Here is a 25,542-nt window from a genome sequence, read left to right as displayed (position 1 = left end):
GCGTCGCTCCTCCGTCGAACCGGTACGACAGCCGCCCGGTTCGACTCCGCTCACCGCTCCGTCTCGTGCAATACCTTCATCTCGATGTCGCCGTAATACATCGTTCGCTCGGTCACATCGGACGGGCGAGTCTTCCACCACCATTTATAGAGGCCGAGCTTGAAGTAAGCGTTGCGATCGTTCGGATACGCGTTCGGGACACCCGTAACATGCACGACGCGTTCGCCGTTCCGGAAAACATCGGTCAGCGCGTCGACGCCTTGATCGTCCGCTCGATACCGCAGCCTCCACCAGACCGGCTTCCCGCGATCCGCCGACGGGTCGCCGAACGTAATGGATCGGCTCGGCATGCCCGGCACGCCGCGCACATCGACTTCGTACTTTCCGTTATTCAGCAGCAACGCAAACGGCGGTGATCCGTCGCTGCCGCCCTGATGCAACTGCGCGATGAGTTCCGGCTGTCCGGAATCGAACCGGTAGTCGGCGGGAATGACCGTCGACCAACGCACCTCGTAGTCGCGACCGTTGACGAAGCGAAACACCGGAGAGAAGCTGATCTCGGAACGTGGCGTGCCGCTCGCCACGCCGCTGAAGTCCTGCGAACGGCTCATCGTCACCCTCAACAGCGTGCCGTGAATACCGGAAATTTCGGCAGTGGTGATGTTCTGCGCCACCGGCGCCTGCAAACGAAGCCGCGAATCGATGCCACGCGCCCAGTCCGACCGATAAAAGCGCGCATCGTCATGCTTGCCACTTTCCGGACCTGCGCGGCAAACCGATGTAACGAGCGCGCATGCGGCAACGACGAATCTACCGCGCATTCGGCCCGCCTTTTCGCCGAAACAACCGCGATACATACGCGCGCGCCAGCATCGCCAGGAAGCGGCTATTGGTCCACAGATAGCGCTTCCACATCCGCCCCGGCTCCTGGATCACGCGAAACGCCCACTCCAACCCACTGCGCCGCATCCACATCGGCGCCCGCTTCACCTTCCCCGCCACCACGTCGAATGTCCCGCCCACGCCCATCACGAAATCGACGCCCAACTGCGATTTCCAGCGATTGATGAAGGTTTCCTTGCGCGGCGACGTGATCGCGACGAACAGCAGCCGCGCGCCCGACCGGCGGATGTCGTCCACGATGGCCTGTTCGTCGTCCCGGAAATAGCCGTGGTGATATCCGGCGACCGGCAGCCGCGGAAAGCGTGCCGCCGTCACCGCGACGACCCGCTCGACGACCTCCGGCGTTGCGCCGAGCAGATAGACCGGCAGCCCTTTCGCTTCGGCCAGCGCCAGCAGACGATCGAACAGATCCACGCCCGCGACGCGCTCCGGCACCGGGATGCCGAGCAGCCGCGCGCCCCAGACGACGCCCATGCCGTCGACGTTGACGATGTCGCATTCGCGGACCGACGCGGCGAGTTCCGCATCGCGCTGCAGGTTGACGATCTTCGCAACGTTGACGGCGACGTGCTGCGTGAATTGCCGTTTCTCGACTCGCGCGCCGATCCAGTCAACCGTCTCGTTCATCGACATCAGATGGATCGGGCATGAAAATATTTCGGCGCGGTTCATGGCAGGGCCTCGTTATCTTTTTTTGACATCCGGGGTATCGTCGACAATTCGGGGCGCCCCGCGCAGCGACGCGTACAGTGCCTTCAATTTCGCCGACACATCGGCGGAGAAGTAACCGAGCGCCGCAAGCTTCTCGCGCCCGTTGGATCGCGCGCCGTCCATCAACACATCCGCAACGCCGTTCGTGAGACGGCCCGCGTCGTGGCCGAACACCACCATGCCCGGCGACACGCCGTCGAGCAGTTGCCGCACGTTGCCGACATCGACCGATACGACCGGCAGATTGAGTGCCATCGCTTCCTTGACCGATTGCGGCGACCCTTCCCGGGTCGACGTCATCAGCAGGCACGCGGCACGCGCCAGCAGGTCGCGCACCTCGCAGCGATCGAGGCCGTCGATATGCCGCTCCTGCACCCGGATGCCGTGCTGTTCCGCGAGTTGCTGCAGCACTAGCGCAAACAGCGGATAGTTCTTCTCCCGACGCTTCGGCGACGACGGAAAGACAACGATCGGCACGGCGGATTTCATGAGCGCATCGTCGCGAGCCTCAGCGAAGACCTTCTCATTGACGGCACACGGAATCGTCACGCATCCGCGGCGCAGCCAGACCAGACGCGATGAAATTTCCGCACTCACGCCGATGCACGCATGCGCGAAGCAGGCCATCGATTTCGACAGCGCGCGCATCCAGAGCGGACCCAGGATGTCGGTGCCGTGGAACGTGATGACAACCCGCGCTTTCGTGAACAGCCGGACCAGCGGCGCGGAACACGCGCTCAGGCCGAAGTGGTAATGCACGATGTCGTACCGTCCCGCGCGAGCAGTCTTCCAGACCTGCCAGACCGAGCGCAGGTATTCACGCTTGTCGCCGTGCCCCTCGATGACAAGCACATCGACCGTGCAACCGCCGGAACGCCGCAACGCCTCGACCTGCTCGGTCACGAACACGCCTTGCCAGGGACTTGCGCGGTTGCTGCCGAGATACATGTTCGTCACGACGAGAATATTCATGAGCGGACCTCCACCTCCCCGCCGCGCTGCACCGAGCCGACGCGCGGCCGCCCCCACGAAAACGCATACATCGTGAGCAGCGAGGAAAATACGTAAGACGGCGACACGAATGCCATCGAGAAGATGTTGTCGAAGCAGAACGCGCCGACGATGTAGAACCAGACGGCCGGCTTGCGCCGGCCTTGCCCGTATGCCAGGACGAACGCCAGCCACGCGATCGCGCCGAACACGCCCATCTCGACGAACAGGTGCGGGTAGAACGTGTCGGTGGTCTTCAACAGCCCGCCCAGCCCGTACCAATCGAAGTGATAGAGCGGGTAGAGCGGCGACGAGAACTTCACCGATGCCGGGCCGCCGAAGCTGCCCAGCCCTTCGCCGAGCAGATGGCCGTTGCGGATCGACTCGAACATCACGCGATAGGACTCGGCGCGCGCCGAATTGCCCGCGACGACGTAGAACAGGATCTTCGCCATGCCGACCTTCAACAGCGAATCCAGCACGCCCATCGCCATCAGCACGAGCATCGTGCCCGCGATGCCGGCAGCGGCCAGCCATGCGCGCATATCCCTGACGTTCCTCACGAACGGATAGAGCGCCAGCGCCGCGAACAGCTTGAACGAGAAGCCGAGCAACGCGAAGAACAGGAACCCCCACGACGCGATCGCCGCGCGACGGCCGGACCAGTGCCAGCGGCACAGCAGAAACGCACAAAAATTGATGAAGCTGAACTCCGAAAAGAACCCCATCCACCCTTGAGCACGCAGGAACAGTCCGGAGTCGATCCGCACCGGCATGAACAGCGGCAACCCGGTCGCATACGACACGTAGAAATACAGCTGGAACAGGTCGTTGCTCACGACCACAGCGATGAACGTTCTGAGCAGCACGTCGAGCCGGTCGCGGTACGGGAAGATCGCTACCGTGATCGCGACCGGAAAGAGGAAACGGACGAGTTCCTCGATCCCGGCACGGACGTTGAACGACAACAGCATCCCGATGCAGAGCGACACGGCGATGGGGAGCACGACGACGGCCAGCCGATGAAAGCGCGGGCGCAAGAGCATTGCCGCGAACACGAGGCCGAACGCGCCCATCTTGACGGCTTGCGAACGATCGTCGTCGAGCGTGAGCAGCGTGTCGCTGACGCAGAAGACGAAGTACGCGAACGCCAGCAGTCCGGCGCCCACGTCGGCTACGCGCGACCGACGATGTGGCGCGATCGCCGGGAATCGGGCCGCCACGTTCATGAACGGGCCCCCGACGACGCCGGCACCGTTTTCCGATCGGCAACGTCCACCGCCCCGATCGAGCCTGCATAGGCCGCACACACCCGCCGCGCCTGCATCACGACGATCGCGTTCCGGATCAGCGTGACGATCACGGCTGACACCAGCATGCAGAAGAACCCTGCGTCGCCGCCGATCGCGATGCTGCCGCCGAGCAGCGCGACGAACAGCGACGACGTGCCGATGTTGATCCGCGCGGTGATCGCGCTCTCCTCGAACGCCATCATCACGTTACTGCTGACGACGCCGAGCACGCCCGCCGCGCACTGGATCGCCAGCAGCACGCCGCCCGCGAACACCACGTACACGCCGTCGCCGTCGAGCCCATAGCGGTAGGTCAGCCCCGCCACCATCGCAACGTTCGCGACGAGTACAACCAGATTCGACACGCCGATATTGCGCCGCATCGCGCCCAGCGTTGCGTCGAGCGGCGCCCTGTCCTTCTTCCGCTTCACGAGGTCCGGCAATTGCGCGATCGAAATGGCGCGCGGCAGCAGGTTGCCGACCGCGGTCACCGAAGCAAACAACGACAGCATTCCCGCGAACGACGCACCGCACATCGCCTTCGCCGCCGGCACCGTCACCAGCGCAACACCGCCGGACAGGAAATTGGTCAGCCCGAACTGCAGCCCCTTCACGTCGATGCGCATCGAGAACGCGCGACGACCGGGCACCCCGATCGCGGCAAACATCGCGACAGCCACCCCGACCAACGCAACGGCCAGGCACGACGACGCGGAATAGCCGTGGCGCATCCCGACCCATAGCATCGCGCACGAACCCGCGATCAGCAGGCCGTCGAATGCGATCGTGATCCGGTAGCGGCGGTACGACACGAAAAAATGTCGCGCGAGCTGATACACGGCCCAACCCCACGTCAGCGCGACCACGCCGCCGAGATCGAACGCGGCGAGGCCGGTCGCGGACACCAGCACGCAGGCGACCGTGGCGGCCACGGCGGTCCATCCCGCCATCGACACCAGCGCGTAGAACGCGTCACGCGCCGCCTGCTTCCCGTCGGTTGCCGGTACGCGTACCAGAATCAGCGTCGCCCAGCCGATCGCCGTGAAGAAGCCGATCATCTGTGCGATCGACAGGTTGGACGCCGCCTGTCCGAGCTCGTCCAGCGAATAAATTCGCTGGACGAGCCAGAATGTCAGCACGCGATAAAGGCCGGGCGCGCCGGTGCAGACAAGCGCCTCGACACGGCCCTGCAGCTTTTTGGCGTCGGTATTCCGCAGCATGGCTTTCGCGCACCTACCTGTTACCCGCGCGCCAGCACGCCGCGCGTGTCGATCACGACCTTGGTCTGCAGCCGCACCGGGTCCATGCGCCGAAACGACGCGTGGTCGACGAGGATCGCGATCACGTCGGCTTCGGCCAGCGCGGTGTTCAGGTCGCACAGCCGGGTCTTCGCTTCGAGCGAAGCCGGCAGCGCCGCGATGTTGGGTTCGACGACCAGCAGCGTCGCGCCGGCGTTCTCCGCCAGCGCTTCGACGATTTTCACTGCCGGGCTCTCGCGCAGATCGTCGATATCCGCCTTGAATGCAAGCCCGAGACACGCGATCACCGGGTCGCGGAACCGGCTCGCCGCCTGCCGCACGCGCTCGTAGACGAAGTGCGGCTGGTCGTCGTTCACGTGGCGCGCGGTGCGGATCAACCGAGCGTGCTCCGGCGCCGAATCGACGATGAACCACGGATCGACCGCGATGCAATGGCCACCCACGCCCGGCCCCGGCTGCAGCACGCTGACACGCGGATGGCGGTTCGCCAGCCGGATCAGTTCCCAGACGTTGATGTCCAGCCGGTCGCAAATTACCGACAGCTCGTTCGCGAACGCGATGTTCACGTCGCGGAACGCATTCTCGGTCAGCTTGCACATTTCGGCCGTGCGCACATCGGTCAGGATGCATTCGCCTCGCACGAACACCTCGTACAGCGCCTGCGCACGCGTGCCGCATCTGCGCGTCATCCCGCCGATCACGCGGTCGTTCTCCACAAGCTCGCGCACGACATGGCCCGGCAGCACACGCTCGGGGCAATGCGCGATACGGATGTCCGAGCGCTCGCCGGCCTGTTGCGGGAATGTCAGGTCCGGGCGTTGCGCGGCGAGCCATGCGGCCAGTTTTTCGGTCGCGCCGACCGGCGAAGTCGACTCCAGCACCACCAGATCGCCCTTCTTCAGCACGGGCGCGATCGACCGGCCCGCGGCCTCGATGTAGCTCAGGTCCGGCTTGTTGCCGTCGGCAAACGGTGTCGGTACCGCGATCAGGAACGCATCGGCCGGCTCGGGCGCTCGCGTCGCGCGCAGGTAGCCTTGCGCCACGGCGGCATGCACGAGCATGTCCAGCTCGGGTTCGACGATATGGATTTCGCCGCGATTGATCGTGTCGACCGCGTGCTGCGATACGTCGACGCCGATCACGCTTTTACGGCGCGCAGCAAAGGCCGCCGCGGTGGGCAGGCCGATATAGCCCAGTCCGATGACGGAAACGGTTTCGAATGACATGAATGAGGTTCTCAGGACGTCGGGGGATTCAGCAGGGCGAGCCGGCCGGGAATGTCGGCCCCTGCGTCAGGACCGGCGGCGAGACCAGCAGATCCGCGATCCGCTCGCTGGCACGGCCGTCGCCATACGGGTTGTGTGCGCGGCTCATCGCGCGATAGGCGCGGCCGTCTTCCCACAGCTCGACCACCGCGCCGACCAGCTGGTCGACCCCGGTGCCGACCAGCCGCACCGTGCCGGCCGCGACGGCTTCCGGCCGCTCGGTGGTGTCGCGCATCACGAGCACCGGCTTGCCGAGCGACGGCGCCTCTTCCTGGATTCCGCCGGAGTCGGTCAGGATCAGCCATGCGCGGCTCATCAGATAGACGAACGGCAAATACGCCTGCGGCTCGATCAGCACGACGTTGCCGATATCGCCGAGCAGCCGCAGGACGGGTTCGCGCACGTTCGGATTCAGGTGCATCGGGTAGACGATGCGGCACTCCGGATAGCGCTTCGCGATGGTCGCGATCGCTTCGCACATCTGCTCGAACCCGCGTCCGAAGTTCTCGCGGCGGTGGCCGGTCACGAGGATCATGCGCCGCTCGTCGTCGACGAACGGGAACCGCTCGTGCATCTGCCGCACCAGTGCCCGGTCGTGCTCGAGGCGCCCGGTGATCGTCAGCAATGCGTCGATCACGGTGTTGCCGGTCACATGCACGCGATCGGCTTCGACGCCTTCGGCCAGCAGGTTCGCCCGTGAGGTTTCGGTGGGCGCGAAGTGATGCAGCGCGAGCGCGCCCGTCACCTTCCGGTTCGCCTCTTCCGGCCACGGCGAGTACAGGTCGCCGGTGCGCAGCCCGGCTTCCACGTGACCGACCGGAATGCGCCGGTAGTACGCCGCGAGCGTCGCGCCGAGCGTCGTGGTCGTATCGCCGTGCACAAGCACGAGATCGGGACGGAACGATGCCAGCACCGGGTCGAGCGCATTGAGAATGTGCCCGGTCAGGCTGCCGAGCGTCTGCCCGGCGCGCATCAGGTCGAGATCGAAATCGGGCACGATGCCGAACAGGTCGAGCACCTGATCGAGCATCTGGCGATGCTGGGCCGTCACGCAGACACCGCATCGCACGCCTTCGCGGGCACGCAGCGCGTGGACGAGCGGCGCCATCTTGATGGCTTCCGGGCGCGTGCCGAACGTAACGAGGATGTTTTCGTGGCGATGAGTCATCGGATTCTCCATCGGCGGATCACGCGCGATCCACAGCGGTTTGCACATCGGCGCCGTCATACGCATACGCGCCGTAGTTGCCGTACCGAGCGGAGCGCAGCCCCGGCCGGAAGCCGTTGAACACGACCGCCGTCGGTCGCACGCCGACGCGTTCGATCCGCTTCACCGATTCCAGCAGCTCGCCCGAGGTCGTCACGCCGGCGCGCGCCGCGAGCAGGATCGTGTCCGCGTGCGCGGCCAGCACGACCGCGTCCGTCACCGGCAACAGCGGCGGCGCGTCGACCAGTACGACGTCGTAATCGCGCGCAGCTTGCGTCAGCAGCGCCGGCAGACGATCCGACGACAGCAGTTCGACAGGCCGGTCGGTGCGCGGCCCGGACGGCAGCAGGTCGACGTTCGGCGCGACGTCGCGCACGATGGCGTCGGCGGCGCTCACGCCGCCGCGAAGGACGCTCGACAGGCCGATACGCGGCTGCATGCCGAAGCGCGTCGCCAGTTCGCCGCGACGCAGGTCGCCGTCGATCAGCAGCACGCGCTTGCCCGACCGTCCGAGCAGCGCGGCCGTGTTGGCCGACACGAACGATTTCCCGACTCCCGCGGAAGGTCCGGTGATCAGCACGCGGTTGCCCTCGGGCCGGTCCATCAACTGGAACCGCAGTGCCGTGCACAGGCTCTGCAGCGCCTCGACAGCGGGCTCCCCCGGTCGCGCCAGCGCCAGAACCGTTGCCCCGCCTGCCGCGGCGCAGCGCTGCGCGACCCGGCGTTGAGCAGCACTGTATGGAATCGTCGCCATCACGTTCAGGTTCGTCTCTCGCTCGATCTCCGCCGGATCGGTCACGCCGCCGAACAACACCGCGCGGCCGATGACGGCGCACGTGCCGAGCACGAGCCCCACCAGCGCGGCAATCGCCGCGACCAGCACCGGCTTCGGACGCACGGGCTCGTCCGGCACGATCGCCCGGTCGATCACGCGCACGTTGCCGATCTTGCTCGCGGTCGCCACGCGAAGCTGCTGGATGCTGTTCAGCAAGCCGACATAGATCTCCGTTTGCACGGTCGCGTCGCGGCGCAGGCGCACGACGTTCTGCTGCGCGTCCGGCAAGCGCCGGATCGTGTCGTTGATCGTCCCGATCTGCGCCTTGGCGGCGGCAATCTGCCGGTCGACCGCCGCGAGCTCCGGGTGCGCCGGCGTCAGCGTTGACGCCAGCACCAGCCGCTTCTGTTCGAGCTCGAACAGCGACGTCTGCGCGGCGGTCGATTGCGTCAGCATCGCCTTTGCCTGTTCGGTCAGGTCCACGATTTCATGGCGGGCCTTGTATGCATTGAGGCGATCTTCGGCCGCGCGCAACTGCCGCTCCACGGTCGGGATCTGGTCGCTCAGGAACGCCAGCGACTTCTCGGCGGTAGCCGCCTTGCGGTTCGCGTTCTGCCGCACGTAGTTGTCGGCGATCGCATTCAGCACGGTGGCCGCGCGCACCGGATCATGGCTTTCGTACGACACGCCGATCACGCCGGACTGATCCTTGCCGCGGTTCGCTATCGTCAGTTTCTTCTGCAGTTCGGCGAGCACGACCTGCTTCGAATCGGCCTTCACGACGAACTGCGCGCCCGCCGCGGCTTCGATGCCGGCCACCTGCAGCGTCACGTCGCCGGCGCCCGTCTTCACGCGCAGCAGTTCGCCGGTCGCGCCTTCCACATCGCGATCGAGATCGCCGCCGGACAGGCGATAGCGCCCGTGGCCCAGCGTCGTGACGATGAATGCGTGCTCCAGGAAGTCGCGCGGCACGTCGAAAGTCGGAACATCGATGCGCTCGTTGCCCCAGACGAATCCGCCGATCCCGAAGAGGCCAGGTGCCGACTGCCCGCGATTGAAGCGCGCGACGATGGAGCCGATCACGGGCACGCGGCGCGGACGCGCTTCGATGTGCAGATGCTGGCCGTCGACGACCGGTTCGGTCACGAGCCGCGAGCGGATGATTTCCATCTCGCCGTCGTCGGTCGACTTCACGTTGAACAACGCGCCGAGGCCGCCGACGAGCCCGCCTTCCGCCGTGCTGCGCAGGTCCGAGCTGCCGCTTTCCACCTGCACGACGATGTCTGCCTTGTAGACCGGCTTCGCGACGAACGCACAACCGACGCCGAGCGCCGCACACGTCACCGTGACCGCGACGATGCGGCCCGCGTGCCGGATCAGCACGTCGAGGAGGCCGCGGACGTCGAGTTCATCGGCGTCGCGTAAATGAGGTTGGCGTAGGTTCGATGCATTCATTTGAGGTTCACTGCGATTGTTCCGGCGCATCCACGCCGGTATCCGGACACTGCGGCCGGTTCGGTTCCAACGTCGCGATCCGCGCAGCCCAATCGGCAACGCCGTGCTCGATCAGCTTCGTCGCATAGTCGTAGACGTAGCGGCTACGGCGATACGGATCAGGAACGTCGGTCTGGTAGCGCTCGGTAAGGCGATACACACGGCCGCGCGTCACCGGGTAAGTCCGCTCGATCAGTCGGCGATGCGCGCTCTCCATGACCAGGATCAGGTCTGCCCACAGGCAGGTCCGGTCACCGATGCGCCGGGCCCGATGCGCGGAAAGGTCGAAACCGCGCGCGGTCAGCAACTCGTTCATCACGGGGTCGACCACCGTCCCGTCGATCGCCGCGACGCCGGCCGACTGCACCGTGCGCCCGAGCAGCGCATGCGACAACAGCGCCTGTGCGGCCGGGCTGCGGCATACGTTGCCGGTGCACACCACCAGGATCCGCTGCATCATTTCGTGACGATCGCGGCAGTCAGGCCCGCGTTGATGGCCGGCAGCAGCTGCGCGAGCACGCGGCCAAAGCGCGCCAGCTTCGTGCTGTCGACGTACACGACGTCGCGCGGCTGCAGCTCGAACTCATCGGCGAGCACCATCGACACCGGCGAGCTGCCATCCAGATGAAACACCTGCGCCTGACGATCCGCGCCGGCGCGAATCACGTAGGTTTGCTTCGGGTCGGCCGTTCCCTGGTTCACGCTGCCGGCCTGAGACAGCGCGTCGGCCAGCGTAAGCCGGCCGTTGCGCAACGGCAGTGCCGTCATCGGCTTGTTGACCTCGCCCATCACGTACACGCCGAACTGGTCGCGCGCGCCGACCTGCAGCAGGTCGCCGTTGCGCAGCAGGATGCGCGACGGATCGAAGCGCTCGCGAATCAGCGCCGGCAGATCGACCGGATAGGCGGTACCGGCACGCACGAGCGTCATCCGGCTCTGGTCGGCATCGGCCGTGAAGCCCCCCGCGCGCCCAACGGCCTCGAGCAGCGTCATCGGCACGTCGTTGAGCGGTTGCGCGCCCGGCGCACGGACCTCGCCGTCGACATAGACGCGATTCCCGCGATACGACGCGACCCGCACCGTCACCTGCGGCGCAACGAACCACTTCGAGAGCCGCGCACGCAGCGCCGCCTGAATCCCGCTCGTACTCATACCGGCAACGTGCAGTTCACCCACGTACGGAAACGACACGCTTCCGGCCTGATCGACGACGAAGCCCGCCGGCGGATCGGCGGGGCGTACCTGCTGATTGCCCGGATTGCCCTGTGCCGCGGCCAGCTCGGGGTGATCCCATACGGTGATCTGCAGCACGTCGCCCGCGTCGACCACGTAGGGTGCCGGCTTGGCGAAGAGCGCCGCGCGCGTGCGTTCGCCCTGTGTGCGCGCGTCGCGCCGCTGGGCTGCGATCAGCGTGCCGTCGATCGGCCCGATCGGCACCGGCGCCGCTTCGCGCGGCGCAGGCTCACGTTGCGACTGATCGAGCAAGGCCGCATCGATGCGATGCATCGACACCGTCACGCCGCCGTCATGCGTCCGCGCGAGACCGGCATCCTGCCGCGTATCGTTCGCGAGGTTCATGTGCATGCCAGGCTCGACTGCGCAAGCGGACAGCAGCATGACGGGCAACCCCGTCAGCACCGATCGCAGGCGTGGCGCCCATGAGCGCGACCATTTTCCAGTTTCCATTTCCGTTATCCAGACCGCGTGCGGCGACGCGTCGTTCAATAGGCATTGCGATGCGTGAATCCGCACAGAACGGTGGCCGCCACAATCCGCACGTCCAGCGCAAACGACCAGTTGTTCAGGTAATAGAGATCGTGTTCGACCCGCTTCTGCATCTTCTCGACGCGATCCGTTTCGCCTCGATATCCGTTGACCTGGGCCCAGCCCGTGATGCCCGGCTTGATCCGGTAGCGCTGGATGTAGCCGTCGACGAGAGGCTGGTAGAAGCGGTCATGCTCCACCGCATGCGGGCGCGGCCCGACCACCGACATGTCGCCCTTCAGCACATTGAAGAACTGCGGTAGTTCGTCGAGGCTCGTGCGCCGCAACAGCGCGCCGATGCGCGTGACGCGCGGGTCGCCTTGCGTCGCCTGCCTGACCTCGCCCTGTTCGCCCGCATCGTGCCGGTGCATCGTCCGGAACTTGTAGATCGTGAAGATGCGCCCGTAGGCGCCTCGGCGCTGCTGCCGGAACAGCACCGGCCCCGGCGACGACCACTTCACCGCGATCGCGATGAGGGCCATCAACGGTGCGATCACGACCAGCGCCAGGCCGGCGAATGCACGATCGAACATCGCCTTGCCTGCCAGCGCCCGCGCCGATAGCGGCGACGCGACGAGATCGAGCGCATGACCGCGATTCGCCCGATGCGGATGAAGCGGCGTCATGCCGGTCAGGTCCGGCATGAAGCGGATGTCCACCAGATCCTCTGCGAACGCACGAACGATCTCGCCGACGCGATCGGCCGCCGACAGCGGCAGCACGATCCAGACTTCCCCGATGTGGGCGCGGCGCACGCTATCGACAAACGCGGCCAGATCGCGATGGACTTCCGGTTCATCCGGGCCGACCGGCGACGAACCGGACATATCGAAGATCGCGGCCACCTGGAACGGACTGCCCGCTTCCCGTGCGTCGGGACGGGTGACCGCCCGACAGCGTTCGCGATATCCGGCGAGCGCAATCGGCTTGCGCCGGAGATGCCGAGCCGCCGCGCGAACGCCCAGCCATCGCCTCAATGCCTGCGACGCGGCGAGCGCAACCGCCGACAGCGCAAACCAGCCGATCACCCACCCGAGCGCCACCTCGGACTGCTCGTCGAGCGTGGTGACGCAAACCGTACCGACACACAACGCGACGGCCAGGCCGGCCGGGGCCAGCCATACGCGGTGCCGCGGTGCGCCGCGTCCTGGATCGCCGTACAGACCGAGCAGCGAGAACAAGGCCAGCGCACAAACGATCGAGATGGCGATCTGCACGGAGTCGGCTCGCGCGTACGACGAGCCGCCGAACCAGCTTCTCGCCGCCCATGCGGTAGCGACAAGCAGGCCGGCGTCCACCAGCCCGAACCGGTAAACCTTCCTGCGCGCGACGGAGACGTATCTGGCGTGGTTCAACGAAGACATAACCCTGATCGATCACCCGTCACAATCGAGCGACGACAGGACAGCAACGTGCCTACACGCCGCACACGTCATGCCGGAACGAATCGATGATCGAGTGTAGAGCGATTCCTGAAAATTATTTAGCGATACGAATCTTTTTTCATGGATGCTGGCTAACCGCCAAACTTCATGAACCGTCAAATTTCAAACTCCGGTGACAGGATCGGCACACCCCGGATGGACTGCCGCCTGCGGCTTGCCGGCGAGCTCAATGCTGACCGAGACGAAGCAAACCCGAATATTGCCTGCACGATCTTCCGGTTTAAATCGGTCACGTCCCAAAACGTCATAAACAAGGACGAGTCTTGTCCGATTTTTCGATGAAGTGCATTTACGTACCTGACGGATTGATGGTGGTCAATGATCGACCGAGCCCTGCAATGTGTGTCCGCCCGCCTTCGCGCAACGACCTGCGGATGAACATCGCCGCGACGCACCGCTCGTCCGCTGCCGTGCCTGCCGGCACGCCTGGTTCGGGAACACGGGTTGCAGATTCGTTTCCGGCCGAAATGGCAACATCTGCAGCGCCCACCGAAATTGCGCGTGCCGAGGCGATCACGCATTCGCGCGAGTACTTGCCCGATTTCGAAGTGTGCGGCCCTTTCGCGATATCCCAGAGATCGTCAACGGGTCGGTGCGGATGCATAGGATCGACCCATGCTCTTTGATCCGGGACGGGATAGACATATCGACCGCCGCATTCGGGCACCGATGATCTCGATCGCGGCTTTGCGCTGCCCGACGGCAATCCGCATCCGGATACGTTGCTCAACGGCATGCTCGACGCGATCCGCCCGCGTACGTGGCTAGAGAGCGCACCGACCGTTCTGGTTTGCGACGGAAACGATGCAATAAATGACCGACACGGTGCCGCGCGGGGAATTCGAGCCGGGGTCGAAGGTGCTGTATGCGCAGTCGGGCGGGGTGCCGGCTTCGAGCGCGTATGCGGAGATCTTCAGGAACGGCTAACGGCGGCCAGCATCACACCGGCGCGCCGTCAACGCGCATCGCCGCCGCGGCACGCCGGCTGCCCTGGAATCTCCACGACGCGCCCTTGCAGCATCCTAGGCACGCCCGGGTAGACATTGAAGCGCTCGACCGCGCGCCCGTCGACCCGGGCGCCTTTCACCTCGTAGCGCACGTTTCCCGCGGCCGTCAGGCGGGCGCCGGATGCGTCGCACGCGACGGACAATTTTTCTTCCGGGCGAGCGGGCAACTGACGGACCAGCGCGCTGAACCCCAGATTGACGACGACGTTGCCGACAGCCTTCTGCTGCTCCGTGCCCAACACCTTGATTTCCGGCCTGACGTCCAGCCGGTAGACCGTCTCCGTATCGACCGGACTCAACGGCTTCAGCACGATGGTCTTGGTCTGCCCGGGCCCGAGGCTCAACCTGAACGGCGACGCGTAGAGCGTCGGCCTGGCCGCGTTGCCTACCGGCTCGAGTTTTTCCTCGTCCAGCGGCACACCCGGATTGAGCAGGCGCGACAGTGAAATGGTCACGTACTCGGCGCGGCCGCCGTTGTTCATGACCTGCACCGTGGCTGTGTCCGAGCCGATCGACATCTCTTTCGGCAACACATCGATTGTGGCCCCGGCGTGATCGGGGCCAAATGTGGCGATCATCGTCACGAGCAGGAAAAGAAAAGGGCGCATTTTCACGGCTTCGCCACGAGCGGTTCGAAGACCAGCGACAAGGTGCCCGTATACGTCCCCGCCGTGCTCTTGAAATCGCCCACCGGCGGATAGGCGGAAACAGCGAGGTTGTAATAGCCCTCGGAGTCGACGTTAGGCAACGGCGCCGCCGGGTTCTGGAAATCGACGCCGTGCCCGACGACGAGCGGCTTGCGCTCGGCGCCTTCGGCGCCGAGACTGACCGCCGGCGACCGGAAGACCACGGCTGGCTTCGCCTGGTTCCTGATGTCCAGCGGTTCGTCCATCCGGACCCGGAACCGTCCCGTCGTCGATACGACACGCAGCCGCGCCTGCACTTCGTAGGCCGTATCCCAGCCGCCGAGTTGCTGCATCGTCAGACCGCTGCCGAACCAGCCGCCCTTGTCGTCGGTCACGATCAGGTTGTCCGCGCGCACCACGCGAGCCGTGACCTTGCTCACGGTCTTGCCCTTGATCTCCTGCGCCGCCGCGCACATCGGCAGGCAAGCCGACGCCGCAAGCAGGCAACCCCAGATGTGCTGCTTCATTCAGACTCCTAGGTTTTGGTCATGACCGTGAACGACAGCACATCGCTGTAGTCGCCGGGCTCGGTGGACATCTCCACCGACGTCTTGAACGTCGGAATGAAACAGGTGCGCATCGCCTTGTTCAGTCTCACGCCCGCACTGCCCGTGTTCGGCAACGGGAACCGTTCGGTGCCGCTGTCGAGCGTCAGGCTGTACGGAATGCTCTGGGCCGGCTGGCGAACGTTCCGAAGCAGATAGCGATTTCCGGCGACGCCGTTTGCGCTCGTCGCGTCGATGACGAAATTCCGGAAGCCGTCTTCGCCCATATAGGTAAAGCACAGCTGATCCGCGGGCTTGGCGAGCGTGACTTCATGTTCGCCCCGCTGCAGTTCGCCGAGGTCCCAGTCCGGAGCGGCCATGTCGACGGTGACGATAGGCGGCGGCTTGGGCGGCCGGATTCCAGGATCGATCTTGCGACACGAGCCGCCCCCCAAGTCGCTGACATAAAGCGCCTGGTAATCAAAGACCCAGCCGCTCTGCGTGCTGTTGCCGGCGCCCACGCCGACTGCGGGCCAGTCCTTGATCTTCGCGTCGTTGATCAGAATCCGGACAGTGACGTCCCGGAAACCTCCGAAATCCCACCCAGGAACAGGACCGGCCACGGTGCCTCCGTCATAAATCCGAGCCGTGTAGACAGCTCCGGCACGCGTGTGGTAAGTGCCATTCATCGTCACCAATGTGGCCGCCGCCGCCTGAGGGCCTGGATCCGGCTTCCCGGTGCTGTCGTACGTATATACCCGCACGAGCCTGGAGGTGAACCAGCTATCTGGCCGGAACGCTCCCGACGGGTCCTTGCCCAGTGCGTCTCTAATCGGTAGGTAAAAGACATTCAGCTCGATCGTGCTGGTTCCGTCACCGTTGCTCCTCCATGTGCATTTGGTGAAGGAGCCCATGACGTTTCCAAACTCGAGCGCCGCCGACGCACCACGCGAGAACAAGGCAAGTGCCAACGCCAATGCCAATGCACCGGATTGCCGCCACCTCGCCATTCCGATTACCCCAATCACTCTTTTCATGTCGCTCCAGTCATGTTGCAGTCTCTCGTCACAACGAACCTGTTCGCATTCCTGCCTATTCCTTCCCGGTCGCGCGCTGGTATATCACCACGCCGTACCCGATCTTGACGAACAGCGGCGCCGCGCCCTCGCGCTCGCCACCTTCGACGCGTACCCGCTCGTTCGGCCGAAACGTGACCCGCCATACCTGGGGCCGTGACGGCACACTCAGTTCTTTCAGCACCATCCTGTACCGCTGCCCCGGTGCGAGCGAGAGCCGGCCGGGCAGCACCAGCAAGCTCGGCCGTGCCACTTCGGCAATCGGCACCCGCCGCTCCGGCGCCTCTCCCGGATTGGTCAGCAGGTGCTGCTCGACATCCAGGTAGAGCGGCGTATCACCGACGTTCTCGACATACAGTTCGCCCGGTGGCCGGCCCGGCTCCAGCGTCAGTTCCACACGCGACAGCTTCAGCACGCCGGCGGCCACGCTGCTGCCCGCACACGCCAGCCCTGCCAGCATGCCCATCGCCATCCGGGCGCGGCGGGTCGTCACGGACACTGCAGTGTCCGAGGTTTGTCGTCGACCCGCAGCGTCATCCGCTTCGTGGCGAACCGCTGCGGCGTGCCCGGAAACACGGCGACGGTTTGCGCGGCAGGCGCCTGGTCGTATGTCACGTCCGTGAAGACCTGTCGCACGTTGCCGGTGTTTTCGAGCGTCAACCCGCCGCCGTCACACCGATGCGCCCATCCGCTGCGCTGCTTTCCCGGAGGCGGCATCAGCCGGACGAGCACGCCGTATCCGACGGAAACCGACATCGGCGCGGTGATCTTGTCTTGCGGCGCATCGTCCACCTTCAGCGATTTCACCGGCACGATGTACAGCCGGTACAGCTCCTCGTTCCCGGGCTCCGCAAGCGACTTCAGCGAGATCGAGCGATCCTGGTTCGGCCCGAGCGTCAGTTTGTCGGGGCTCGCGAGGATGCCCGGATGCGGCAGATCGCCGAGCGCTACCTTCGTTTCGGGCGTCATGCCCGGATTCGTGACCTTCTGCACGGAAACGGACAGATAAAGCGGCGCATCGCCGAGGTTGCGCACCGTCACTTTCTGCTCGTGCCCATCGAATACCTTGACGGTGGCCGGCATCACCATCAGTTCGCCTTCCGCGTGTGCCGAAAGCGCGGTTGCCAGCCACAGGACGCCCGCTGCGATGCGTGCGATTCGCCATTTCCGATTCATGTGTCCATCCGTAAAGTTCATTGTCGAAGCCGTCATTCGCAGCGGAAGTAGTTGCCGTCCGGCTGCTTCAGGTTGCAGGTGCGCCGCTGGCCGCCGGAATCGAGCGTGATCGTCGACAGCATCGCCTTGCTGACGATCGAGAACAGCCCGTTCGGGTGCACGGTGTCGCCCGTCTCGACGATCTTCCCGCTGACGGGCTGGCCAGCCGTATCCGTCAGGAAGCCGCTGTAGATCATGTTGATGTCGATCCGTGCTTTCGCGGAATACACCTGCCCGGGGTGCGCGCGAACGATGTTCGCGGGCACCTCGATGTTCATGTCGACGCCTTCGCTGTTGCTCAGCACGCGCGCGAACGGCACGTCGCGATACGCGTTCAACGGCACCGCATAGGTGCCGCCATCGCCGACGGGGCTGCCCTCGACGTTGAAACCGTACGACAGACCGTCGAGAGCGGGCGTCTTCAGCAGCATCGCGCTGCCGCTCTGGCTGTAACGCCCGAATGCGATGCCGTCGCGGCCGGCCGCGATCATGCCTCGATAGTTGAAATCGACGTTGCTGCCCGCACTGCTGTGGCCGAGGTTCAGCGATGCATCGCCGCGCGTGCCCGCGCGCGTGCCGTATACGTTGAGGCTGTATTCGTTGCCGATGCGCGCACCAGTGAGCCCGGCCGTGGTCGACCCGAAGCTGTCGATGAACTCCTTGCGGACGTCGCCGCTCAACTGTGTCTTCCCGCCCGCATAGGTCGCGTTGACGGTGCCTTGCACACGATCGAGCATCATCGTCATGTTGAAGTACACGCCGTAGCCGTTGCTGCGGTTCGGCTGGAAGCCGCCCTTCTGCACGCCGAGCGCGAACGAGCCCCACAGGCCGTTCGGCCGGTAGTTCCAGCGCGCCTCGGCCTGCTGCGATTCGCCGGAATTCGACTTCTGGTAGTTGTAGCCGAACGTCACCCCGCGCACGTTGCGGCTATAGGACACGGCCGTGCTCGGCTGCCCCGCATAGAAACGCGACACGTTGGTATTCTGGTACCGGCTCACCGACAGGCTGCCGAGCGCTTCGCTCGCGGTCGAGATATTGATATACGCGCCGGTGCTGCGCTCGCCGCTCAGCACGCCGAGCGTCGGCGCGACGTCGACGCCGGCGATCTGCATCGGGCGCGTGACGTTCACTTCGGCCGCCCACTTGCCGCCGCGCCCGGCAATCGCCGACGCGTTCATGTAGAACAGCTTCAGGTTCCGGCTCATCGCGGCCTCGAGCAGATATCCGCCCTCGCTCATCTCCTTGCCGGCCGTCACATGCCACGAATTACCGTTGCTCGCGCCGAAATTGAGGTTGTTGATCTCGCGCGTCTCGCGATTGATCACGTTGCCGTTCCGGTCGACGAGGCGCACGTCGACCGGGTAATAGCCGCCCGGCAGGTCGGCGAAATTGATTTCGTTGCGGCCGAGCATGGCCGGACGCTTCAGGATGAGACGGCCGCCGCGATAGAATTCGTAGTTGCCTTCCGCCGTCGCGTACAGGATCAGCGATCCCGCGCGCGTGTCGGCTTGCAGGTGGGTCTGGCTGCCGAGCGTCACGAACTGGTCGAAGCTCGGCGTCAGCAGCGTGCTGACCGACCCGGCCGCGTAATCGATGCTGCTCTGCTTGCCCGCCCGCATGTAGGTGCTGGCGAAATTCTTCTGCAGGTAATACGACGACACGCCTTTCGTACTGCTGTTGTAACTGCGCGTCTCGGTGCGGCTGGCATACCAGCTGACATACCCGAAGCTCTGGAACGGCAGTCCGACCCAGGTATTGCCATTGACGTTGACCGTGCGGTACCCGTCGGACGCCGCGCGCAAATCGAGCGACTGGTTGTTGACGATGCCGACGCCCGTCTGCGGTGCGATGGTGTCCTCGCCCGCGTCGCGAATGGCGATCGAGCGTCTCAGCTTGTCGACGGTGACGTGATAGCCGGCGATGTCGAGATCGCAGCCGCGACTGCACTCCTTGTAGTCGAGCTGCGACACGACACGGCGAAGCGTGTCGATGTCGTCGCGCGAAATGCCGTTCGCTTCGTACTTTTCCTCGTCGAAGACAAGCGCAGCCGCTTCCGGCGAGTAGCCGATGAAACCCGGCAACGTCCGGCCGTTGAACGTCGCCACGTAATTCGCGGTATCGTCGAGCTCGGCCGCGCTGAATCCATCAGGCACGCCATACGATACTTTCAGTTCTGCATACGAGTGCGATGAAATGAAAAGACACGCGCCCAGCCACAGCTTGTTGACGCGAAACGGAGCTTGATAGGCGGACACGCTGTTTTCTTCTGACGTGATTCTTGACGGGCGGGCACGGTGCGATGACCGTGCCGTGAAGGGGACAACGAGCCCCGCCGGAAGCGGGGCTCGTTCGTGGGTTACGGCGTGCCCGACGCAGCGGCAGGCTCGAACACCATCACGAGATCGCCGCTATAGCTGCCGTTGGTGCTGATCGAGCCGAGCTGGGCCGGTGCGTCGACGTCGATCTTCAGGTTGTGGATCTCGTCGAAGCCGCCGTTGCCGGGCGTCGTCTGCGTGATCTTCTGGACCGCGCCGAACTTGACCTCGGACGGGCCCGCGTTGGACGACAGCGTGACCTTCGCATTCTTCATTTCGTACGCGCCGCTCGACATCTTCAGCGGCTGCGCCAGCGAAATGTTGAAATCGGCGTTCTTCGTGAACACGCGCACCGGCAGCGTCTTCGTGAACTTCGACTGCGTGTAGTCGGTCGGTGCCAGCTCTTCGGTGTTGTACCAGGACGAGCCGTCCGGCTTCGACACGAAGATCGCGTCGTTGATCTGTGCGGTCAGCGTGATTTTCTTCGACACGGCTTCGGCCTGCGCCGTTTGCACGACGCCGAACACCGCGCCGCCAACGCCGAGCACCAGAATGAGTTTGCTGAGTTTCATCGATTGGTCTCTATCAAGAATAGGCTTCGAACAAGCGACTCCCGGCGTTTTAAATTCACACCGGAAATCCGTACGTGGATAATTCAATTCCACGACACGAATATTGCCAGCCGACCCTACATGACGGTCAATAGAACTTGTTCGTCAATATTCGAAAATATCACTAGGACTTTTACGAAATCAGAATTTCCAAAAAAATCCGTCAAAAGCACTGCATGCATGGCCGCCCCTGTCCATGCGGTGCCGACGCCGATGCCGGCCCGGCCAGGCAAGACTCACCGGATAGTGGGTGCGCAGCCTGATTTGTCTTATTCGACTTCCTGATTTTCACGACTCGCCTTCATATTTTTTTTAATTTTACGAATCCGACCAGGGATATCGCGCCTCTTAAATCTATCCTTTCGGACTATGCAGAATGACTGACTTACGATTCATCACCCCCGAGGGACCGGAGGCTGTCCGATTGTCTTCGGCACGGAGACCCGAATCAGCATAACCCGCTGATTTAAAAATGTTAAATCCACCGAACAATTCCACCTCGCAACCCCGCAAACCACACCATAAATTCCGATTTAGTACTTGTACTATTAAATCAACAATCAATCTCGTTCGAATCCCATTTCATCCACTGGTCGAACTCTCGACAATCGTTCCTGATTCGTACCTCGCCATTCCAAGACTTGCCATGCCCCAAATGTGCACTGTCAAAAAGCGGCTTTCGTGCGTTTCACAACATCAACCACCGTTTGAGATCAAGACTATGAAACTCGCAAGCACCAAACTCATTTCAACGCTGCTCGCCGTGGCTGGCCTTGGCCTGGCGTCGGCCGCCCATGCGGCGGACGGCACGATCACGTTCACCGGCAACGTCACCGCGGCAACCTGCAAGATCGACGGCACCGATGCCGGCAGCACGTCCAACAAGGCCGTCCCGATGCCAACGGTCAGCGCCGGCGCGCTGAATGCCGCCGGCGCGGTGGCGGGCCGCACGGCGTTCGGCTTCAAGCTGTCGGGCTGCGCGGTGGACGGCGAATCCAGCTCGGGCAACCCGACCAAGGTTCAGGTCTCGTTCGAAAACGCGACCAACGTGACGGCGGACGGCAAGCTGTCGCTCGACAAGGGCACGGCAGAGAATCCCGAGGCGCAAAACGTCGTTCTCCAGATCCTGAACGACGGCCAGAGCCCGATCGTGGTCGGCGCGAACGCATCCGACCAGCAATCGCAAGTGGTCTCGATCGGCGCGGACGGCACCGCGCAGCTGAACTTCTTCGCCGAGTACCTGGCGACCGGCGTGGCAATCGGCGGCCCGGCAAATTCGAAGGTCCAGTACTCGCTGGTCTATCAGTAATCCTCCGCTCGACCAGGCCCCGCTTGCACAGGAGGCCTTCCGGCGGCGTGCGGCGCACGCCGCCGCTTCGTCCCACCGATCGACGACAACGATCGGCAAACCTATCCGGCTCGCCATGAACGTCATCCTCAAATCGCTTCAAGCCATCGCGCTGACTACCACCTTGATCGCTTCGCATGCGTATGCGAACGTCGTGATCTCGGGTACGCGCGTCATTTTCCCCGGCAACGACCGCGAGGTGACGATCAAACTCACGAACGACGGTTCCGCGCCGGCGCTGGTGCAGACCTGGATCGACACGGGCGACGCGGACGCATCGCCCGATACCATCGACGTCCCTTTCACCTTGACGCCGGCGATGTTCCGGATGGAGCCGCAGAAAGGTCAGACGCTGCGGCTCATCTACACGAACGACCCGCTTCCGGCCGACAAGGAGTCGCTGTTCTGGCTCAACGTGCTGGAAATTCCGCCGAAAGCGGCCGGCAACGCCGATCGCAACCAGCTTCAGATCGCGTTCCGGTCACGCATCAAAATCATGTTCCGCCCCCGCGATCTGCCCGGCAACGCGCAAGGCGCGCCCGCACAGATGCGCTGGCAGGTCGCGCGCGGCGCGGAAGGCAAATATGTCCTGCAGGCGACGAATCCGACGCCGTATGTCGTCAATATCGGCAGCGTGCTGTTGCATTCCGGCGGCAATAAATACGACGCCGGCGCCGGTTACGTGCTGCCGGGCACCACGCAGTCATTCCCGATCGCCGCGCTCAAGACCCAGCCCGCCGCCGGCGCAATGGTCCAGTTCGGCAGCATCAACGACTGGGGCGCGTCGACCAACAACGAACAGCCGGTGTCCATGCAGCCGTAACGCCGTGCGGGTTGCCCGCGCGTCCCCACCCGACCGCCTAGCCTCGCGACGTGGCCACACGGCCACGCATGCGGACGACCGGCGAGCCCATGCCCACGTTGTCCGCATCGACCTCACGACCGGTTCGTGCAATTGCGCACGCCGCTACGCATCCTCTCCACCCGAGGCTCATCCACCATGACTCAGCCCATCCAGCATCCGCTCAAGGATGCGCCGTCTACCACGCGCCTCAAACCGATGTGCGCCTTGGTGCTGTCGAGCCTCGCCGCGTGGGCAGGTGAAGGACATGCCGACGGCGGCCTCCCCGAGACAGGCGTGTCCGATACGATGCAGATCGCGCAGGTCGAGTTCGATCCGGGCTTCCTGAACAACGGCAACGGGCAGCCGGTCGACATCACGCGCTTCGCGCGGGGCAACCTCGTCGAGCCGGCCACCTATAGCGTCGACCTCATGGTCGGGCCGCGCTGGATCGGGCGCTACGACATCGCGTTCGCGGCCGTCCCCGGCATGCCGGACGCGCAACCCTGCTTCGACGAAAAGCTGCTGCGCCGTATCGGCGTCGATTTCACGAAGCTGCCCGCGGAGACCGTGGCCGCGATCACCGTCAAAGGCGAGTGCCGCCGCATTGGCCAGATCGTGCCTGAGGCCAGCGCATCGTTCGACTTCAGCGAGCAGCGCCTGACGCTCGCCGTTCCGCAGGCGTCGCTCGTTCGCCAGGCACGCGGGCATGTCAGCCGGGATCAGTGGGATGCCGGCGTGCCCGTCGGGATGCTCGACTACAGCCTCAACGTCTACAGCTCGAAGCCGAGGGGCAGCCGCACCGATACGCAAGCCTATCTCGGCCTGAACGGCGGCATCAATATCGGCAACTGGCACTTCCGCCACAACGGTTCGTACACGTGGTCGGAACGCGGCGGCAGCCGGTATCAGGACATCTCGACTTATGTGCAGCGGGATCTGCCGTCGCTTTCGTCGCAACTGGTGATCGGCGAAACCTTCACGTCCGGGGAACTGTTCGACTCGACACAGTTCCGCGGCGTGCGCCTGTCGACCGACGACCGGATGCTGCCTGACTCGCTGCGCGGCTATGCGCCGGTCGTGCGCGGCGTCGCGAACACCAATGCGAAGGTCACGATCCGGCAGAACGACGTGACGCTGTACGAAACGACCGTCTCGCCCGGCCCGTTCGAGATCAATGATCTGTATCCGACGGGCTACGGCGGCGACCTGCGCGTGTCCGTCACGGAAGCGGACGGCTCCGTGCACACGTTCTCGGTGCCGTATGCGGCGGTGCCGCTGTCGCTGCGGCCCGGCATCCAGCGCTACAGCTTCGTCGCGGGCACGCTGCGCAACCAGCAGAACTCGGGCCACCCATTGTTCGCGCAAGCGACCTACCAGCGCGGCCTCACGAACCTGGTCACCGGGTATGGCGGCGTCACGATCGCGGCCGGCTATGCGTCCGCGATGCTGGGCGGTGCATTCAACACGCGCTTCGGCGCGCTCGGCCTCGACTTCACGCAGGCCGCCACGTCGATCCCCGGCGTGAAGCGCTTCAGCGGCTCGAGCCTGCGCGTCAGCTATGCGAAATCCGTCGCGGCGACGGGCACCGACGTGTCGATCGCCGCGTACCGCTACTCGACGAACGGCTATTTCAACCTGAACGACGCGATGAACGCGCGCGATACGGTGCGCAAGGGCCAATCGGTCGACACCGTCTGGCGGCAGCGCAGCCGTGCGTCGCTGATGGTCAGCCAGCGTCTCGGCGAGAAAGGCGGCCAGTTGAGCCTGACCGCGTCCGCCGCCAACTACTGGAATCGCCCCGGCTCGGACATCAACTACTCGGCCGGTTACAACAATTCGTTCCGGAATATCTCATACAGCCTGTCGGCAACGCGCCAGCGCGATTTCGGCGGCGCCATGAGCACGCTGTACTACGCGAGCGTGACGATTCCGCTCGGCAAGTCCAGCCCGACGATGCTGACGAGCAACGTGTCGCGCGATACGCAAGGCCGCACGCAAGTGCAGTCGATGGTATCCGGCTCGCTCGGCGAGGACAACGCGTTGTCGTACAGCGTCGGCGCCAACTATACGAACAACCGCGGCAACGCGAACACCGACGGCAGCGGCAACCTGACGTATCGCGCGCGCGTCGCCGAGCTCAACGTCAGCGCCGGCGGCAGCTCGAACTACCAGCAGGGTTCGATCGGCATCCGCGGCGCGGCGGTCGCGCACCCGGGCGGCATCACGCTGTCGCAGCCGCTGTCGGAGACCTTCGGCATCGTCGAGGCGAAGGGGGCGGAAGGCGCGCGGCTCACGAACGCATCCGGGGTGCGGGTCGACAGCCGCGGCTACGCGATCGTGCCTTACCTCACGCCGTACAACATGAACACGGTCGAGCTCGACCCGAAGGGCATTTCGATGGACGTCGAGCTGAAGGAAACGAGCCAGCAGGTCGCGCCGCGCGCCGGCGCGGTGCCGCTGCTCAAGTTCGACACCGACAGCGGACGCGCGGCCGTGATCCAGGCGCGCAAGCCGGATGGCACGCCGCTGCCGTTCGGCGCCGCGGTCACCGACGAAACCGGCAAGAGCCTCGGCGTCGTCGGTCAGGCGAGCAAGATCTTCGTTCGCGGCCTGAAGGACAACGGCGCGCTCACGGTCACGTGGGGCAACGATGCGCGTTCGATCTGCCGGATCGAATACAACCTTCCGGTCAAGGCGGGCAAGCGTCGATCGGCCGTGCTGGAACAGGTCGGCGGCGTATGCAGGACGAATGCGACCTGACACGCCGTCCGACTCCCGAACGCCCCCGTTCCGGCGAATGCGCCGCCTTGACCGGCCGGCCAATGCATGCGGCAACGGAAACCCAACCGA

Annotated in this window: 22 protein-coding genes and 1 pseudogene; 4 read left to right on the top strand and 19 right to left on the bottom strand. The window is 64.8% G+C overall.

Features of this window, described 5'->3' with window-relative positions; translation table 11 throughout:
- Positions 1–50: 50 nt before the first annotated feature.
- The 12 genes from OHZ10_RS20195 to OHZ10_RS20140 all read right to left on the bottom strand — a co-directional run bounded on the left by OHZ10_RS20195 (position 51) and on the right by OHZ10_RS20140 (position 13,835).
- The gene (locus OHZ10_RS20195; RefSeq protein WP_342705640.1) at positions 51–821 is read right to left on the bottom strand and encodes a heparin lyase I family protein; all 771 of its coding nucleotides are present in this window, start codon (positions 819–821) and stop codon (positions 51–53) included.
- Complete coding sequence (locus OHZ10_RS20190; protein WP_342705639.1) at positions 811–1,536, bottom strand: WecB/TagA/CpsF family glycosyltransferase; 726 nt, start codon at positions 1,534–1,536, stop codon at positions 811–813. The genes OHZ10_RS20195 and OHZ10_RS20190 overlap by 11 nt, the downstream gene beginning before the upstream one ends.
- Positions 1,537–1,587: 51 nt before the next feature.
- Positions 1,588–2,562 carry a glycosyltransferase gene (locus tag OHZ10_RS20185; protein WP_342705638.1) on the bottom strand — a complete coding sequence of 325 codons (975 nt, stop codon included), beginning with the start codon at positions 2,560–2,562 and terminating at the stop codon, positions 1,588–1,590.
- Between the two features lie 20 nt (positions 2,563–2,582).
- Positions 2,583–3,773, bottom strand: a complete 1,191-nt coding sequence (locus tag OHZ10_RS20180; RefSeq protein ID WP_342705636.1) for a hypothetical protein — start codon at positions 3,771–3,773, stop codon at positions 2,583–2,585.
- A gap of 56 nt (positions 3,774–3,829) precedes the next feature.
- Complete coding sequence (locus tag OHZ10_RS20175; RefSeq protein WP_342705635.1) at positions 3,830–5,116, bottom strand: hypothetical protein; 1,287 nt, start codon at positions 5,114–5,116, stop codon at positions 3,830–3,832.
- A 20-nt stretch (positions 5,117–5,136) separates the two neighbouring features.
- On the bottom strand, positions 5,137–6,381 hold the full coding sequence (gene wecC / locus OHZ10_RS20170) for a UDP-N-acetyl-D-mannosamine dehydrogenase (RefSeq protein ID WP_059237850.1): 1,245 nt from the start codon (positions 6,379–6,381) through the stop codon (positions 5,137–5,139).
- A gap of 28 nt (positions 6,382–6,409) precedes the next feature.
- A complete protein-coding gene (wecB, locus tag OHZ10_RS20165) occupies positions 6,410–7,588 on the bottom strand; it encodes a non-hydrolyzing UDP-N-acetylglucosamine 2-epimerase (protein ID WP_059240840.1) in 1,179 nt (392 codons plus the stop codon).
- Positions 7,589–7,607: 19 nt separating this feature from the next.
- Positions 7,608–9,857: a polysaccharide biosynthesis tyrosine autokinase gene (locus OHZ10_RS20160; protein ID WP_342705634.1), complete on the bottom strand. Its 2,250-nt coding sequence runs from the start codon at positions 9,855–9,857 to the stop codon at positions 7,608–7,610.
- 7 nt (positions 9,858–9,864) lie between these two features.
- The gene (locus OHZ10_RS20155) at positions 9,865–10,356 is read right to left on the bottom strand and encodes a low molecular weight protein-tyrosine-phosphatase (RefSeq protein WP_063805265.1); all 492 of its coding nucleotides are present in this window, start codon (positions 10,354–10,356) and stop codon (positions 9,865–9,867) included.
- Positions 10,353–11,582, bottom strand: a complete 1,230-nt coding sequence (locus OHZ10_RS20150) for a polysaccharide biosynthesis/export family protein (RefSeq protein WP_059240843.1) — start codon at positions 11,580–11,582, stop codon at positions 10,353–10,355. The genes OHZ10_RS20155 and OHZ10_RS20150 overlap by 4 nt, the downstream gene beginning before the upstream one ends.
- A 35-nt stretch (positions 11,583–11,617) precedes the next feature.
- Positions 11,618–13,015, bottom strand: a complete 1,398-nt coding sequence (locus tag OHZ10_RS20145; protein WP_342705633.1) for an undecaprenyl-phosphate glucose phosphotransferase — start codon at positions 13,013–13,015, stop codon at positions 11,618–11,620.
- 379 nt (positions 13,016–13,394) lie between these two features.
- Positions 13,395–13,835 carry a hypothetical protein gene (locus OHZ10_RS20140; protein ID WP_342705632.1) on the bottom strand — a complete coding sequence of 147 codons (441 nt, stop codon included), beginning with the start codon at positions 13,833–13,835 and terminating at the stop codon, positions 13,395–13,397.
- An 83-nt stretch (positions 13,836–13,918) separates the two neighbouring features.
- Between OHZ10_RS20140 and OHZ10_RS20135 the strand changes: the two are divergent.
- A pseudogene (locus OHZ10_RS20135) lies at positions 13,919–14,032 on the top strand (pyridoxal-phosphate dependent enzyme); the annotation flags it as partial.
- Positions 14,033–14,060: 28 nt separating this feature from the next.
- On the opposite strand, the gene OHZ10_RS20130 reads toward OHZ10_RS20135, so the two are convergent.
- From OHZ10_RS20130 to OHZ10_RS20100, 7 genes are all read right to left on the bottom strand, one after another.
- Complete coding sequence (locus OHZ10_RS20130; RefSeq protein ID WP_425394800.1) at positions 14,061–14,720, bottom strand: hypothetical protein; 660 nt, start codon at positions 14,718–14,720, stop codon at positions 14,061–14,063.
- A gap of 2 nt (positions 14,721–14,722) precedes the next feature.
- Entirely contained in the window at positions 14,723–15,265 is a 543-nt protein-coding gene (locus OHZ10_RS20125) for a hypothetical protein (RefSeq protein ID WP_059237852.1), read from the bottom strand.
- An 8-nt stretch (positions 15,266–15,273) separates the two neighbouring features.
- A complete protein-coding gene (locus OHZ10_RS20120; RefSeq protein WP_342705631.1) occupies positions 15,274–16,320 on the bottom strand; it encodes a hypothetical protein in 1,047 nt (348 codons plus the stop codon).
- A 55-nt stretch (positions 16,321–16,375) separates the two neighbouring features.
- A complete protein-coding gene (locus tag OHZ10_RS20115; RefSeq protein ID WP_342706017.1) occupies positions 16,376–16,831 on the bottom strand; it encodes a hypothetical protein in 456 nt (151 codons plus the stop codon).
- A 17-nt stretch (positions 16,832–16,848) separates the two neighbouring features.
- Positions 16,849–17,535 (bottom strand): pilus assembly protein, encoded by a 687-nt coding sequence (locus OHZ10_RS20110; protein ID WP_342705630.1) that lies wholly within the window; start codon positions 17,533–17,535, stop codon positions 16,849–16,851.
- A gap of 32 nt (positions 17,536–17,567) precedes the next feature.
- Entirely contained in the window at positions 17,568–19,829 is a 2,262-nt protein-coding gene (locus OHZ10_RS20105; RefSeq protein ID WP_342705629.1) for a TcfC E-set like domain-containing protein, read from the bottom strand.
- 101 nt (positions 19,830–19,930) lie between these two features.
- A complete protein-coding gene (locus OHZ10_RS20100; protein ID WP_342705628.1) occupies positions 19,931–20,461 on the bottom strand; it encodes a CS1 type fimbrial major subunit in 531 nt (176 codons plus the stop codon).
- A gap of 694 nt (positions 20,462–21,155) precedes the next feature.
- Between OHZ10_RS20100 and OHZ10_RS20095 the strand changes: the two genes are divergently transcribed.
- From OHZ10_RS20095 to OHZ10_RS20085, 3 genes are all read left to right on the top strand, one after another.
- Positions 21,156–21,809: a fimbrial protein gene (locus OHZ10_RS20095; RefSeq protein WP_230950427.1), complete on the top strand. Its 654-nt coding sequence runs from the start codon at positions 21,156–21,158 to the stop codon at positions 21,807–21,809.
- Between the two features lie 115 nt (positions 21,810–21,924).
- Complete coding sequence (locus OHZ10_RS20090) at positions 21,925–22,671, top strand: fimbrial biogenesis chaperone (protein WP_342705627.1); 747 nt, start codon at positions 21,925–21,927, stop codon at positions 22,669–22,671.
- Between the two features lie 177 nt (positions 22,672–22,848).
- Positions 22,849–25,452, top strand: coding sequence for a fimbria/pilus outer membrane usher protein (locus OHZ10_RS20085; RefSeq protein ID WP_342705626.1), 2,604 nt, complete (start codon positions 22,849–22,851; stop codon positions 25,450–25,452).
- Positions 25,453–25,542: the final 90 nt, after the last annotated feature.

Source organism: Burkholderia arboris (assembly GCF_038723655.1).
In the GTDB taxonomy this organism is placed as follows: domain Bacteria; phylum Pseudomonadota; class Gammaproteobacteria; order Burkholderiales; family Burkholderiaceae; genus Burkholderia; species Burkholderia arboris.
The sequence above is the reverse complement of the archived record's forward strand: the minus strand, read 5'-3'. Positions and strand labels throughout refer to the sequence as shown.

Coding starts and splice junctions, on each gene's coding strand:
- OHZ10_RS20195 (WP_342705640.1), bottom strand. CDS start 821: ATGCGCGGTAGATTCGTCGTTGCCGCATGCGCGCTCGTTACATCGGTT.
- OHZ10_RS20190 (WP_342705639.1), bottom strand. CDS start 1,536: ATGTCGATGAACGAGACGGTTGACTGGATCGGCGCGCGAGTCGAGAAA.
- OHZ10_RS20185 (WP_342705638.1), bottom strand. CDS start 2,562: ATGTATCTCGGCAGCAACCGCGCAAGTCCCTGGCAAGGCGTGTTCGTG.
- OHZ10_RS20175 (WP_342705635.1), bottom strand. CDS start 5,116: ATGCTGCGGAATACCGACGCCAAAAAGCTGCAGGGCCGTGTCGAGGCG.
- wecC (WP_059237850.1), bottom strand. CDS start 6,381: ATGTCATTCGAAACCGTTTCCGTCATCGGACTGGGCTATATCGGCCTG.
- wecB (WP_059240840.1), bottom strand. CDS start 7,588: ATGACTCATCGCCACGAAAACATCCTCGTTACGTTCGGCACGCGCCCG.
- OHZ10_RS20160 (WP_342705634.1), bottom strand. CDS start 9,857: ATGAATGCATCGAACCTACGCCAACCTCATTTACGCGACGCCGATGAA.
- OHZ10_RS20155 (WP_063805265.1), bottom strand. CDS start 10,356: ATGATGCAGCGGATCCTGGTGGTGTGCACCGGCAACGTATGCCGCAGC.
- OHZ10_RS20150 (WP_059240843.1), bottom strand. CDS start 11,582: ATGGAAACTGGAAAATGGTCGCGCTCATGGGCGCCACGCCTGCGATCG.
- OHZ10_RS20130 (WP_425394800.1), bottom strand. CDS start 14,720: ATGCGCCCTTTTCTTTTCCTGCTCGTGACGATGATCGCCACATTTGGC.
- OHZ10_RS20125 (WP_059237852.1), bottom strand. CDS start 15,265: ATGAAGCAGCACATCTGGGGTTGCCTGCTTGCGGCGTCGGCTTGCCTG.
- OHZ10_RS20120 (WP_342705631.1), bottom strand. CDS start 16,320: ATGAAAAGAGTGATTGGGGTAATCGGAATGGCGAGGTGGCGGCAATCC.
- OHZ10_RS20115 (WP_342706017.1), bottom strand. CDS start 16,831: ATGGCGATGGGCATGCTGGCAGGGCTGGCGTGTGCGGGCAGCAGCGTG.
- OHZ10_RS20110 (WP_342705630.1), bottom strand. CDS start 17,535: ATGAATCGGAAATGGCGAATCGCACGCATCGCAGCGGGCGTCCTGTGG.
- OHZ10_RS20100 (WP_342705628.1), bottom strand. CDS start 20,461: ATGAAACTCAGCAAACTCATTCTGGTGCTCGGCGTTGGCGGCGCGGTG.
- OHZ10_RS20095 (WP_230950427.1), top strand. CDS start 21,156: ATGTGCACTGTCAAAAAGCGGCTTTCGTGCGTTTCACAACATCAACCA.
- OHZ10_RS20090 (WP_342705627.1), top strand. CDS start 21,925: ATGAACGTCATCCTCAAATCGCTTCAAGCCATCGCGCTGACTACCACC.
- OHZ10_RS20085 (WP_342705626.1), top strand. CDS start 22,849: ATGACTCAGCCCATCCAGCATCCGCTCAAGGATGCGCCGTCTACCACG.